At 54.4% G+C, this 12,923-nt stretch carries 13 protein-coding genes; 4 read left to right on the forward strand and 9 right to left on the reverse strand.

Annotated elements, in window-relative coordinates; all coding sequences use genetic code 11:
• The first annotated feature begins 102 nt into the window (after positions 1–102).
• Both rapA and SIL79_RS04190 read left to right on the forward strand, forming a co-directional pair.
• Positions 103–3,009: an RNA polymerase-associated protein RapA gene (gene rapA, locus SIL79_RS04185; RefSeq protein ID WP_319619004.1), complete on the forward strand. Its 2,907-nt coding sequence runs from the start codon at positions 103–105 to the stop codon at positions 3,007–3,009.
• A 226-nt stretch (positions 3,010–3,235) separates the two neighbouring features.
• A complete protein-coding gene (locus tag SIL79_RS04190; RefSeq protein ID WP_162206501.1) occupies positions 3,236–4,216 on the forward strand; it encodes a DUF3530 family protein in 981 nt (326 codons plus the stop codon).
• Positions 4,217–4,291: 75 nt separating this feature from the next.
• Here the strand turns inward: SIL79_RS04190 and SIL79_RS04195 are convergent, their stop codons facing one another.
• Complete coding sequence (locus SIL79_RS04195; protein ID WP_039033473.1) at positions 4,292–4,795, reverse strand: YqhA family protein; 504 nt, start codon at positions 4,793–4,795, stop codon at positions 4,292–4,294.
• Between the two features lie 90 nt (positions 4,796–4,885).
• On the reverse strand, positions 4,886–5,689 hold the full coding sequence (locus SIL79_RS04200) for a crotonase/enoyl-CoA hydratase family protein (protein ID WP_071476755.1): 804 nt from the start codon (positions 5,687–5,689) through the stop codon (positions 4,886–4,888).
• Between the two features lie 363 nt (positions 5,690–6,052).
• Here SIL79_RS04200 and SIL79_RS04205 point away from each other — a divergent pair, with 363 nt between their 5' ends.
• Together SIL79_RS04205 and SIL79_RS04210 are read left to right on the forward strand one after the other, a co-directional pair.
• Positions 6,053–7,048, forward strand: coding sequence for a response regulator (locus SIL79_RS04205; protein ID WP_039033474.1), 996 nt, complete (start codon positions 6,053–6,055; stop codon positions 7,046–7,048).
• A 15-nt stretch (positions 7,049–7,063) separates the two neighbouring features.
• Complete coding sequence (locus SIL79_RS04210; protein WP_039033475.1) at positions 7,064–8,023, forward strand: sensor domain-containing diguanylate cyclase; 960 nt, start codon at positions 7,064–7,066, stop codon at positions 8,021–8,023.
• A gap of 67 nt (positions 8,024–8,090) precedes the next feature.
• On the opposite strand, the gene murA is transcribed toward SIL79_RS04210, so the two are convergent.
• From murA to mlaF, 7 genes are read right to left on the reverse strand one after another with little or no spacing between them, the layout of a single operon-like run.
• Positions 8,091–9,350, reverse strand: a complete 1,260-nt coding sequence (murA, locus tag SIL79_RS04215) for a UDP-N-acetylglucosamine 1-carboxyvinyltransferase (RefSeq protein ID WP_071476733.1) — start codon at positions 9,348–9,350, stop codon at positions 8,091–8,093.
• Between the two features lie 9 nt (positions 9,351–9,359).
• Positions 9,360–9,617, reverse strand: a complete 258-nt coding sequence (locus tag SIL79_RS04220) for a BolA family protein (RefSeq protein ID WP_039033477.1) — start codon at positions 9,615–9,617, stop codon at positions 9,360–9,362.
• Between the two features lie 7 nt (positions 9,618–9,624).
• On the reverse strand, positions 9,625–9,912 hold the full coding sequence (locus SIL79_RS04225; protein ID WP_039033478.1) for an STAS domain-containing protein: 288 nt from the start codon (positions 9,910–9,912) through the stop codon (positions 9,625–9,627).
• Complete coding sequence (locus SIL79_RS04230; RefSeq protein WP_039033479.1) at positions 9,909–10,565, reverse strand: MlaC/ttg2D family ABC transporter substrate-binding protein; 657 nt, start codon at positions 10,563–10,565, stop codon at positions 9,909–9,911. Before SIL79_RS04230 ends, SIL79_RS04225 begins: the two co-directional genes overlap by 4 nt.
• 10 nt (positions 10,566–10,575) lie before the next feature.
• Positions 10,576–11,049 (reverse strand): outer membrane lipid asymmetry maintenance protein MlaD, encoded by a 474-nt coding sequence (mlaD, locus tag SIL79_RS04235; protein WP_039033572.1) that lies wholly within the window; start codon positions 11,047–11,049, stop codon positions 10,576–10,578.
• A gap of 43 nt (positions 11,050–11,092) precedes the next feature.
• On the reverse strand, positions 11,093–11,878 hold the full coding sequence (mlaE, locus tag SIL79_RS04240) for a lipid asymmetry maintenance ABC transporter permease subunit MlaE (protein ID WP_039033480.1): 786 nt from the start codon (positions 11,876–11,878) through the stop codon (positions 11,093–11,095).
• Positions 11,865–12,692 (reverse strand): phospholipid ABC transporter ATP-binding protein MlaF, encoded by an 828-nt coding sequence (mlaF, locus tag SIL79_RS04245; RefSeq protein WP_039033481.1) that lies wholly within the window; start codon positions 12,690–12,692, stop codon positions 11,865–11,867. Before mlaF ends, mlaE begins: the two co-directional genes overlap by 14 nt.
• Positions 12,693–12,923 lie beyond the last annotated feature (231 nt).

The following is a 12,923-nucleotide window of genomic DNA, read 5'->3' on the forward strand; positions in this document are numbered from 1 at the left end:
TGACAAGCGGACGAAAAGGCCCGCGGGGCAGGATTGGTATTATACTCGGATTGGTATAACATACGCGCCCTTTGTGAATCCGCCCGGAGATGAGAGTTAAAGATGCCCTTCGCCTTAGGTCAACGCTGGATCAGTGATACCGAATCAGAGCTTGGTTTGGGTACAGTAGTACAACTGGAAGGCCGCATGGTCTCACTGCTGTTCCCCGCCACCGGAGAGAACCGCATGTTCTCCCGCAACGACGCCCCGTTAACCCGGGTGATTTATAACCCAGGTGATCAGGTCAAGAGCCATGAAGACTGGACACTGACCATCAACTCTTTGGATGAAAAAGACGGGTTGGTGATCTACAGCGGCATTCACAGTGAAACCGGTGAAGAAGTGCAGCTCCGGGAAACTCTGCTGGATCACAATATTCGTTTCAACAAGCCGCAGGACAGACTCTTTGCCGGCCAGATAGACAGACTGGACAGATTCGGGGTGCGCTACGCCGCCCAGCAACTGCGCCACAATCTGGCCACCTCAGATCTGCTGGGGCTGCAGGGTCCCAGAGTTGGCCTTATTCCGCATCAGCTGTGGATTGCCCATGAAGTCGGGCGCCGCTACGCGCCACGGGTACTGCTGGCCGATGAAGTGGGCCTGGGCAAGACCATAGAAGCTGGTCTCATCATTCACCAGCAATTGATGACAGGCCGCGCCGAGCGGGTACTTGTGATAGTTCCCGATACCCTGCGCCACCAATGGCTGGTGGAGATGCTGCGCCGCTTTAACCTGCGGTTTGCCGTATTCGATGAAGACCGCTGCATCGAGGCTTTTGCCGACCACGACAACCCCTTCTACACAGAACAGTTGGTGATCTGCTCGCTGGAATTGCTGCGCAAGAAGCGCCGTCTCGATCAGGCGCTGGATGCCGACTGGGATCTTATGGTGGTCGACGAGGCCCATCACCTGGAGTGGACCGAAGAAGCTCCGAGCCGCGCCTATCAGGTGGTAGAAGCTCTGGCAGAAGTGGTGCCCGGCGTACTGCTGCTGACCGCGACCCCGGATCAACTGGGCCATGAGAGCCACTTTGCCCGACTGCGACTGCTGGATCCGGACCGTTTCTACGACTATCAAGCCTTTATCAAAGAGGAACAAGGCTACAAAGAGGTGGCCCTGGCCGCCGAGGCGCTGGCCAGTGGCAACAAGCTGCCCGACAATGCCATCAACAGCCTGACCGAGCTCTTGTCGGAAAAGGATATCGCCCCCGCTATTCGCCTGATCCAGGCTGACGGCGTCGATGCCGAGCAGCAGCAAGCCGCCCGTGACGAACTGCTGCAGGAGCTGCTCGACAGACACGGTACGGGTCGGGTGCTGTACCGTAATAGCCGCGCCTCGGTCAAAGGTTTCCCGAAACGCATTTTCAACGCCTATCCACAGGCCATGCCGGAGCAGTACCTCACTGCGGCCCGAGTCAGTGCCATGATGAATGGTCACCGCACCTTGGAAATGAAGGCCGCCTACGCGCTGGCGCCGGAAAAAATGTATCAGGAGTTTGATGAAAACTCCGCTGCCTGGTGGAAGTTCGACCCCAGAGTCGACTGGCTCATCGATTTCCTCAAGCAAAACCGCAGCAAGAAAGTGCTGATTATCGCCAGTCAGGCCGCCACCGCGTTGAGTCTGGAAGAAGCGCTGCGTACCCGCGAAGGGATCCTCGCCACTGTGTTCCATGAGGGCATGTCCATCATAGAGCGTGACAAGGCCGGTGCCTTCTTCGCCCAGGAAGAGGGTGGTGCCCAGGCGCTGATCTGCTCGGAAATCGGTTCCGAAGGGCGTAACTTCCAGTTCGCCAGCCAGTTGGTGCTGTTCGATCTGCCGCTGAACCCGGATCTGCTGGAGCAGCGCATAGGTCGCCTGGATCGCATAGGTCAGAACCATGATGTAGAGATCCACCTGCCCTTCCTCACCGACACAGCGCAGGAGCGTCTGTTGGCCTGGTACCACGAGGGCCTCAACGCCTTCGAACTCACCTGCCCCGGCGGCCATATTCTGTTCAAGGAGTTTGGCGCCCGGTTGTTGCCACTGCTGGTGGAAGAAAACGAAGAAGAGATGACCAAGCTGCTGCGCGACACCCGCAGCCGTTATAAAGAGCTCAAGCAGGCGATGGAGCAGGGCCGCGACAAGCTGCTGGAACTCAACTCCCACGGCGGCGACAGGTCATTGGCCCTGGCCGAGAGACTGGCGCAGATGGATAACGACACCCAGCTTATCGGCTCAGTGATCCGTCTGTGGGACATCATAGGTCTGGATCAGGACGACAGAGGCGAAAACACCATAGTACTGCGCCCGAGTGAGCACATGATGTTTCCCACTTACCCCGGTCTGCCGGAAGATGGTATTACCGTGACTTTCGACCGGGAAACCGCCCTGTCCCGCGACGATATAGCCCTGATAACCCAGGAGCATCCGCTGGTGCAAACCGGTCTGGATCTGATCACAGGTTCAGAGACTGGCACCACAAGTGTTGCCATCCTCAAGAACAAGGCGTTGCCGGCAGGTACCGTATTCCTGGAACTTATCTACCTGGCACAGGCCTCGGCACCCAAGTCCAGCCAGCTGTATCGCTATCTGCCGCCGACACCGCTGCGCATTCTGTTGGATAAAGACGGCAACAATCTGTCTAACAAGGTGAGTTACGAGCATTTTGACCGCCAGCTCAGTGCGGTTAACCGCCATATCGCCAGCAAGCTGGTCAATGCCTCGCAGGCGATACTGCATCCTTTGCTGGCCAAGGGCGAAACCCACGCTATGGAGGCCATGTCCAACCTGCAGGCCGAAGCCCAGCAGCAGATGGAGCGTCAATTGGGCGCCGAGCTGCAACGTCTGGAAGCCCTCAAGGCGGTGAACCCCAATATCCGCGATGCTGAGCTTGAGTATCTGCAAAATCAGATAACCGAACTGCGTGGCTATTTGGAACAATGCCAGCTGCAGCTCGATGCCGTGCGCCTGGTGCTGGTCAGCCACGCCTGATAATCCACTCAAGTATCATCCCCCAAGACCCGCTGCCGGCGGGTCTTGCTTTTTATGCTTAAGTTCAGCAACCCTGATGCACCACGCCTTTAAGCTTTGGATCGGCGCGCAAACTTTTTTAACTACGGCTACTAGAACACAAATTTGCAGCTTATAATTTTGGCATTGAGCCAATAAAGGCTGCAGAATCATGCTATTCCAACCAAAGCAAGTTTAAGGAGTTCCCTTGGCGCTGATACCCAGAACTATGGCTATACTGTGCTTTTTGCCTTTGGTGGCACTGGCAGCCGACGAGCCAGTCAACAAAGACATGGTCAACCAGGCGCAGGCTCAACCAGAGCCAGCGACTCAAACGCCTGAAACAGCCTCCATGAAGCCCAGAGACAATCGCCGGGCGTTGGAGCATGTCGCCGCCTCAGAACTGCAACAGATACAAGTGGATGGCGAGGAACAAGCCGTTCTGGTGCGACCCTGGAGTGGCCCGAAACAATTGGGCGCAGCGCTGTTACTGCCGCCACCCGGCACCCACGCCGATGCCCCCGGGCTTAACGCCTTCTTGCGCCGCAGCATCAATCCCGCAGGCTGGGCCAGTATCAGCATCACACCACCACCCTTTCCGGAGCAGCCCAACTTCACCACAGAAGCGCAGGAAATAAGCAAGGCCGGCGATGGCAAAATGCCGGGAAAACGCAACCAGGCAACGAGCCGCCGAGAGGCGGAGGAATGGCAGAAACTCAGGAAACAGCAACAGAGCTTTATCCAACAGAGTCTGGCGCAATTGGACACCTTGGGAGCCCCCTTTCCAGGCAAGCGCTTACTGATAGCCCAGGATCAGTGCGCCGCCTTGGTAATTGAGTTATTGGCGGCGCAGGAGTTGGCCAAACCGGACTTGCTGGTGGTGATCAATCCCTACCTCGATGATCCCTATGCCAATTTAGCCCTGCCAAAGCAGCTGGCCGAACTGGATCTGGCGGTACTCGATATCCAATCCCCCGACGGTCACCAGGCCTCGCAGGCGACGGTAAAAAGTCGTAAATCGCTGGCAATGAGCCAGCCGGAAAATCAATACCGGCAGCGGTTACTGGCGCTGGATCTGCGCCAGGATGTTGCCTTTGAAAACACCTTGATGATGATAGATGGCATGGCCAGAAAGGTGCTGAAACAAGCGCCGCCAAACGAAAAAACAGCCACTGAAGCCCATCAGTGACCGCCTAATACAGAAGTTACTGCCAAAACCGGCCGGCAGACCAAGCTTTCCGTAGAGCAAATGTCGGCAGTGCGATTACTCTTTCTTGCCGCCATTGGAGAACATCAACGCCAGGGAGATGAGTACCACAGTGCCACCCATGAACAGCAAATCCAGTGCCGAGCTGGGCTTGATATCGGCAAAGAAGGAAAACACCTTGATGATCAACATCATCAATATCACTTTGCCCAACTTGCTCTTGAGTGCATCTATGCTGGAGATGATCAGTATCTTCCCACCGGTATCCGAGTTACTGGCCGGTTCCAGGTTACGGATAAAGAGTTCATAGAGGCCGAAAGCAAAGATCAGCAGCACAGCCCCGAGCAGGAAGGTATCCAGTATCTCCACCAGTACCATCACAAGATCGTTACGCACATCATAGCTACCACTGAGTAGGTACTCCCACAGCAGAGCAAACATATGTAGCACGTCCTTGACTCCCATGACAAAGGTGACCAAGGCCGCCAACACACAGGAGAAGACTCCAACCATGACAGACAAGCGACTGCCCCACAGCAAGCGTTCAAAAAAAATCCGCATCCCAATTTCCATCTAAAAATAAAGTGACGGATTTTCAGGCGCTTCTGTCATATAGGTCAAGTTAATATTTATTTAGCCGTGAAGGGTATCTCACCAGTTTCGCCGCGGTTCAAAAGCCCGCTCGGGATCCTTGCCCTGCCGCACGGCAGCAATGGCTCTGTTACGCCCCAAAAGCAGACGCACCTGGCTCCAGGACTCCCGCGCCAGCAGGCGCCGACGGGAACCGTTCCAGCTGCGGTTGATACTCAGTTTGATCGCCGCCAGTGCATCGGGAGAGCGTTCATTGAGTTCAGCTGCCAGTTGTTGTGCCCGGGCCAGAGGATCACTGCTGCACTCGGTCACCAACCCAAGTTCCAACGCCTTGCAAGCGGGGATTAATTCCGCCGTCATACTGAGTTTCAATGCCTGATCTTTGGTCAGAATTTCCCGCAAACTCACCAAGCCGCCCATGTCGGGCACCAAGCCCCATTTGGCTTCCATAATAGACAATTCGGCGTCATTGGCGGCAATCCGAAAATCGGCACCGAGCGCAATTTGCAAGCCACCGCCATAACAGCGACCATCCAAGACGGCAATCACAGGAACCGGCAGCTCACGCCAGGCGACAGACACCTGTTGCGCCAGATTGGCATTGCCCGGTAACCACTTGAACAACAGCTTCAGCGCTTGCCAGGGAGAGTTAGCCACACTCTTGATATCCAAGCCGGAGCTGAATTGGCCCCCCTCACCTCTGAGGATCACCGCCCGCAAATGCCGTTGACGGCGCAAGTGACGCGCCATCGCCTTGAGCTCGCTGAACATAGTGTAATTAATAGCATTGAGCTTATCCGGCCGGTTCAAGCTAACGATAGCCAGCTGTTGCTGCCATTCCAGGCTAAGAGTCTGCCACTGCATCTGCAGGTCCTTGAAAGTTGAAGTTATGTTAACGGTATCACCATCAAACAGGTCAGGCCAGATCAAAAATCGCTCTATTTCAATATCACAGCACAGTTTAAATTTTGGCTTGCGTCAATAAACTGACATTGGTTTTGACTTAGTGGCGACAAGTGTTCACAATATCGACCCTCAACAGACAAGCCATTGCACTAAATAAGATTTTATCCTGCCAAATATGAGAAATGGACATAAAGTCCGTATCCGCCGGTATATTGCTATCGGCCCTGTCCTCTCTGATCCAGCGGCATAGTCAGAGGATAATCACAAAAAATGCCGCTGTAGGTGTTATCTTCAAGTAATGCGGTAGAACAGGAAATCTCTATGGCGATTCCGGTACTCATATGCGACGACTCTGCACTGGCGCGAAAGCAGATGGCCCGTACCCTTCCCAAAGAATGGGAAGTCGACATCAACTTTGCCGCCAATGGCGCCGAAGGACTTGAGGCTATCCGCGCCGGCAAGGGTGAGATTGTCTTTTTGGACCTCAACATGCCGGTCATGGACGGCTATGAAGTGTTGCAAGCCATTCAACAACAAGATCTGCCGGCGATGGTGATAGTCGTCTCTGGTGATATCCAAATTAAAGCCCATCAAAGAGTCAAAGCCTTGGGCGCGCTGGATTTTATTCAAAAGCCCGTCAGTGCAGATGCCATTCGCAACATACTACAGGAATATGGCATTTTGCAGTTGGCCGAAGGCGGCGACGGCAACGAAGAACCTATGATCCAGGTGGATATGCGCGATGCCTGCCAGGAAGTCGCCAACATTGCCATGGGGCGCGCCGCCGATCTGCTAGCCAAGTTGCTGGATGTATTTGTGCTCTTGCCCATTCCCAACGTCAATGTGCTGGAGGTCAGTGAGTTGACCATGGCACTCAAGGCCACAGAGCAAAGCCCCAAAATTTCGGCGCTGTGTCAGGGTTTTATCGGTGCCGGCATTGCCGGTGAGGCGCTATTGCTGTTTCACGACTCCAGCTTCAAGGATATGGCCAAGTTAATGGGCCTGTCAGATCCCGAAGACACCAACACGGAAATCGAGGTGATGATAGATACCGCCAATGTGCTGATCGGCGCCTTCCTCAGCGGCATCTCGGAGCAGCTGGATATGCAATTCAGCCAGGCGCACCCTGTGGTGCTCGGACGGCATTGTACAGTGAACGATCTGATCCACGATAACTCAGATCGTTGGCAGCGCACGCTGGCGATGGAGATCAATTATCGCATCGAAGATCACAATGTGCAGTGTGATCTACTGCTGCTCTTTACCGAAGACTCCTTGCCGACGCTGAATTTCAAGCTCGGCTATCTGATGAACTGACAAAACAGGTTTGCCATGGCAAAGGATTTGAATGCAATAAATGAACTGCACTGGCTAATCGACATGGTGCAAACCATAGAGGTTGGCCTGGTGGTACTGGACCGAAATTACAATATTCAGCTGTGGAATGGCTTTATGGAAAACCACAGTGGCGTCTCTCCCAACGATATTAAGGGCACCAACCTGTTTGAACGTTTTCCGGATCTGCCGGCCAGTTGGCTCAAGCAGAAGATGGAATCTGTGTTTCTGCTGAAAAACCGCGCCTTCATCAGCTGGGAGCAGAGGCCCTATGTATTCAAATTCAAGAACTACCGACCCATCACAGGCCGCGCCGAATTCATGTTCCAGAATGTCACCCTGCTGCCACTGGCCTCTCTCACAGGGCAGATCTCCCATATCAGCATCATCATCTATGATGTGACGGATATCGCCATCAATAAGCTGCAGCTCAAAAGCGCCAACGAGCGCCTGGAACACCTGAGTCAAACCGATGGCCTGACCCAACTGCACAATCGTAGACACTGGCAATTTTGCATGCAGCGGGAGTTTGATCGCCACACCCGCTATGGCGAGCCAGCCAGCCTGGTGATGTTCGATATAGATCACTTTAAACGGATTAACGACAGCCTGGGGCATATCGCCGGAGACAGAGTTATTCAGCATCTATCCCATATTCTCAGCCAAAACCTCAGGGAAACCGACTGCGCCGGGCGCTATGGCGGCGAAGAATTTGCCGTAGTCTTATCCCACACCAGCGCCGAAGATGCCCGCTCCTTTGCCGAGCGGCTACGCATTCAGATAGAAAGCAGCCGCTTCAGCTTCAATGGTCAGCCGGTGCCTTTTACTATCAGTTTGGGGATCTGCGATCTGAGTGACGAGGTGGAAAACAGCGATCAATGGCTGGCCAATGCCGATCAGGCCCTATATCAGGCCAAGGTTTCCGGCCGCAACTGCGTCAGTATTTTCAGCGATTGATTTGCGGGGAATACGGCCAATAAAAAACCACTCTCAGAGTGGTTTTTTTATTGGCTGTGCAACCGGGTTAGGAGATGCGCTCTACCGAGCCACCAAGGCCCTTGAACTTATCTTCGATATGCTCATAGCCTCTATCCAGATGATAGATACGGTCCACTACTGTGGTGCCTTCGGCCATCAGTCCGGCAATCACCAAACTGGCTGACGCCCGCAGATCGGTCGCCATCACCTGAGCACCATTGAGCTGCTCAATACCGTGAATGATACAGGTATTGCCTTCCAGTTCCATGTTGGCGCCCATACGGTTCAACTCGGGCACATGCATAAAACGGTTCTCAAAGATGGTTTCCGTGATAGTGGCAGTGCCTTCTGCCAGTGCATTAAGCACACAGAACTGCGCCTGCATATCGGTCGGGAAACCGGGGTAAGGCAGAGTCTTGATATTGACTGACTTGGGACGCTTGCCCTTCATGTCCAGGGCTATCCAGTCGCTGCCGGTAAGGATTTCGGCGCCGGCATCTTCCAGCTTGGCCAGCACAGCCTCCAGCGAGCCGGGATCGGCATCCAGACAACGGATCCGGCCACGGGTCACGGCTGCAGCCACCAGGAAAGAGCCCGTCTCAATTCTGTCCGGCATCACCCGATAACGGCAACCATTGAGCTTTTCCACCCCTTGAATCCGTATGGTAGCGGTTCCGGCGCCCTCAATCTTGGCTCCCATGGCGATAAGGCACTTGGCCAGATCCACCACCTCGGGTTCGCGGGCAGCGTTTTCAATCACGGTTTCACCATCAGCCAAGGCCGCAGCCATCAGCAGGTTCTCTGTGGCGCCGACACTGACCATATCCATAAAGATATGCGCGCCTTTGAGGCGGCCATCAACCCGTGCCTTGATATAGCCTTCATCGACTTCTATCTTGGCGCCCATCAGCTCCAGGCCGTGCAGGTGCAGGTTCACCGGCCTGGCACCTATGGCGCAGCCCCCCGGCAGAGACACATCCGCCTTACCAAAACGTGCCAGCAAGGGCCCCAGGATCAGAATCGAGGCGCGCATGGTCTTCACCAGATCATAAGGGGCGCAAAACTCATTGATGCCGCTGGCATCGATACGTATCTGCCCTTTGCCTTGCTCGCTGACGTCGGCACCGAGGCAACGCAACAACTTACAGCTGGTATTGACGTCCCTCAGATTAGGCACGTTGGAGACCAGGAATTCCGATTCGGTCAACACCCCGGCCATCAGGATAGGCAGAGCGGCGTTCTTGGCGCCGGAGATCACCACGTTACCGGCAAGCGCACCGCTTGCCTGAATTTTCAGTTTATCCACATTGATACTCTAGGCTGGCATGTTGAAGATTTTTTCACGCTGCCACTGGGTAGGCGTAAAAGTCTTGATACTGAGCGCATGCATCTCACCACTGGTGATCTTGTCCATCAGGGGGGCATAGATTGCCTGCTGCTGCTTGATACGGCTCATGCCATCGAAACATTCACCCACGGCCACTATCTTGAAATGGCTGCCTTCGGCGCTGACATAAACTTCCGTCAACGAGAGTGAGTCCTTTAATATTTGTTCTATCTCTGTGGTATTCATAGGAAACTTACCTAGTTTGGCCCTCTGTGCTAAAGAAGGCATCCAAATCATACAGGGCGATCAACTTACGCACCTGTGGCGAGGGAGAAGCCAGGGTCAGCTCCCCCTTTCTGAGACTGACAAGCTCCATTAGAAACGCCATGCCGGCACTGTCTGAGTATGTCAGCTCGCTGAGATCCAACCGGCGCACATCGGCCGGCAGCAGTGTCTTGCGTGTCTTCCACAAACGGGTGACTTCTTCTTGAGTCAAACGCCCGCTCAATTTGCAGCTATCGCCCTGTGGCTCAAGCTTCATAGCGCATCCTTGCCTTTGGGGCCATCGGGATCCACGTGAGCCTGAGTGCGCTCTTTTAGCATCTCAATCACGGCATCTATGCCCTTCTGGCGAATGAGTGTAGTGACTTCCGACTGCTTGGAGGCCAGCAGACTGACACCTTCGGCAACCAGGTCAAAGGCCTTCCAGCTGTCGTCCTTCAAACGACGCGCCTTGAACAACAATTTGATTGGCGGGCGGCCCGCTTCAATGATCTGTACATTCACCTCGACTATCTTTTCCTGGCTGAAGTCGATGGCACGGCCAAATTCCACTTTCTGATTGGTGTACTCGGTAAAAGCCTGGGCATAGGTGGAAACCAGATAGCCCTCAAAAGCATCGACAAAGGCATCACGCTGCTCTCTGGTGGTCTGCTGCAAGTATTGGCCCATCACCTTGTAAGCGGCGTACTTGTAATCCACATAAGGCATCAGCTCCTCTTTAACGATCACCTTGAGGTGATCCGGATTGCTGTCGATGATGCTCTTATCCTGATGAAAACGGTTAAATGTCTTGTCGGCAACCTGTTCCACCATGACATAAGGGTTGCTGGTATCGATATCGGTCGCCTGTGCCACTGTTGCAGACGCCAGACAGGCGACGGCCAACAGATTACGGATTATCCCTTTAAACATCTCAGTGCTCCTAGTTGTCCTTTGAACCCATGCTATATAAAAACTGCCCGATCAGCTCCTCCAACACCAGCGCCGAACGGGTATCATCGATGCGATCGCCATCTTGCAAAATCGCGATATCGTCATCCATAAACCCTGGAGTCAAGCCGAGGAACTGCTCACCCAGCAAGCCCGAGGTCAAGATAGCCAGGCTGCTGGTTTCAGGAAACTGGTCGTAACGCTTGTCCATGGTCAGGGTCACCACAGGCACCATCTGCTGGGGATCCAGGGTGATCTGACTGACCCGACCGACAACCACACCGCCCACTTTGACCGGCGAGCGTACTTTAAGGCCGCCGATGTTACTGAACTTGGCCGTTAGAGTGTAAGTATTGCTAGCGGACTGCACCTCCACATTGGCCACCTTGTATACCAGCAGCAAAAAAGCCACCAGTCCCGCCAACAGGAAGAGTCCCACCATAAATTCAATTTTTCGTGTCAACATAGAGTCACCAGAGTTAATCATCCATTATGCGCCGGCGCCAAAATCAGCGGGCAAACATCAGCGCCGTCAATAAGAAGTCCAGCGCCAATACCGCCAGGCTGGACTGCACCACAGTCTGAGTGGTCGCGCGGCTAATCCCTTCCGGATTAGGCACCACCTGATAACCTCGATAAAGGGCTATCCAGGTCACCACTATGGCAAAAACAAAACTTTTAATCAGGCAGTTGACTATGTCCTGCCGCCATTCCACCGCGGCCTGCAGAATCGACCAGAAGGCGCCATTGTCTATGCCTTTCCATTCAACCCCAACCAGATAACCGCCATAGATACCCACAGTGGTAAACATCAAGGCCAACAACGGCATACTGATCACCCCGGCCCAGAAGCGCGGCGCAATCACCTGCCGCAGCGGATCTATCGCCATCATCTCCAAACTGGAGAGCTGCTCTGTGGATTTCATCAACCCCAGTTCAGCGGTCAGGGCCGAACCGGCGCGGCCGGCAAACAGCAAGGCGGTAACCACTGGCCCAAGCTCCCGGAGCAAGCTCAGCGCCACCATGGGGCCCAGGCTCTCTTCAGTGCCAAAATCCACTAAGATGTTGTAGCCCTGAAGCGCCAGTACCATGCCGATAAACAGTCCGGAAACCAAAATGATCACCATGGACTGCACACCGACGACGTACACCTGCTTTATCAGCAATGGCAAGCCTTTGCGTGGCCGTGGCAGCTGCACCAGGGCGCCCCAAAGCATCACCCCGGCCTTGCCGAGCCCTGTTATCAGACCCAGTGCATTGCGGCCAAGATTGGCTATCGAATCAGTCAAACTCACCGAGCAACTCCTTCTGATAATCCTGCGCCGGATAGTGGAAAGGCACTGGGCCGTCCGGCATACCGTCGATAAACTGCCTCAGCTGTGGATTGTCGGCCTGCTTGAGCTCGGACGGAGTACCATGAGCTATGATGCGCTTGTCGGCAATCACATACACATAGTCGGCAATGCTCAGCACTTCGCCCACGTCATGGGAAACCACCACAGAGGTGAGATTCAAGGCATCGGACAACTCTTTAATCAACTTCACCAGCACTCCCATGGAAATGGGGTCCTGACCGGCAAATGGCTCGTCATACAGCACCATTTCCGGCTCGAGCGCTATGGCACGGGCCAAGGCAGCCCGGCGCTGCATTCCGCCGGAGAGTTCGCTCGGCATCAACTGCGCCGCGCCGCGAAGTCCTACGGCTTCAAGCTTCATCAACACTATGCGACGAATGATGGCTTCCGGCAGCCCTGAGTGTTCCCTGAGAGCAAAGGCCACATTATCGAACACATTCATGTCGGTAAACAGGGCACCGCTCTGGAACAACATGCTCATTCGCTTACGAGCTTCAAACAGCTCGTGGCGGCTCAGCTTGTGAAGATCCTGACCATCGAACAACACCTCGCCGTGATCCGGAGTCAACTGCCCGCCGATGAGCTTCAGCAGCGTAGTCTTGCCTATGCCGCTAGGTCCCATGATGGCAGTGACTTTACCTCTGGGAATCGTGAGGCTTATCTGCTCAAAAATCACCCTCGATCCACGACTGAAGCCGAGATTATTGACCTCGACCAGGGGAGAAGGATTTTGCTGCTTGCTGGATTCCGGCATCAAAATGAAATGGAGACCTTGTCTAGTGGAATTCAAGTTACGGCGCGGCTGTAGCACCACGGCACATATGGCCCGCCGTTATAAGGCTTGATACTGCCGCAGGCTTACTGAATTGACGCTGAATGGCGCCCGGTAACCCGTATGGCCAAGCCAAAGATAAGCGATAAATTGTACGCAATTGAGGATAAGCGCACAACTGAATCAATAGTATCGCGCCGTGATACTTTCAAT

This window comes from Shewanella indica (assembly GCF_033842865.1).
GTDB classification, from domain to species: domain Bacteria; phylum Pseudomonadota; class Gammaproteobacteria; order Enterobacterales; family Shewanellaceae; genus Shewanella; species Shewanella indica.

Coding starts and splice junctions, on each gene's coding strand:
- rapA (WP_319619004.1), top strand. CDS start 103: ATGCCCTTCGCCTTAGGTCAACGCTGGATCAGTGATACCGAATCAGAG.
- SIL79_RS04195 (WP_039033473.1), bottom strand. CDS start 4,795: ATGCGGATTTTTTTTGAACGCTTGCTGTGGGGCAGTCGCTTGTCTGTC.
- SIL79_RS04200 (WP_071476755.1), bottom strand. CDS start 5,689: ATGCAGTGGCAGACTCTTAGCCTGGAATGGCAGCAACAGCTGGCTATC.
- SIL79_RS04205 (WP_039033474.1), top strand. CDS start 6,053: ATGGCGATTCCGGTACTCATATGCGACGACTCTGCACTGGCGCGAAAG.
- SIL79_RS04210 (WP_039033475.1), top strand. CDS start 7,064: ATGGCAAAGGATTTGAATGCAATAAATGAACTGCACTGGCTAATCGAC.
- SIL79_RS04220 (WP_039033477.1), bottom strand. CDS start 9,617: ATGAATACCACAGAGATAGAACAAATATTAAAGGACTCACTCTCGTTG.
- SIL79_RS04225 (WP_039033478.1), bottom strand. CDS start 9,912: ATGAAGCTTGAGCCACAGGGCGATAGCTGCAAATTGAGCGGGCGTTTG.
- SIL79_RS04230 (WP_039033479.1), bottom strand. CDS start 10,565: ATGTTTAAAGGGATAATCCGTAATCTGTTGGCCGTCGCCTGTCTGGCG.
- mlaD (WP_039033572.1), bottom strand. CDS start 11,049: ATGTTGACACGAAAAATTGAATTTATGGTGGGACTCTTCCTGTTGGCG.
- mlaF (WP_039033481.1), bottom strand. CDS start 12,692: ATGCCGGAATCCAGCAAGCAGCAAAATCCTTCTCCCCTGGTCGAGGTC.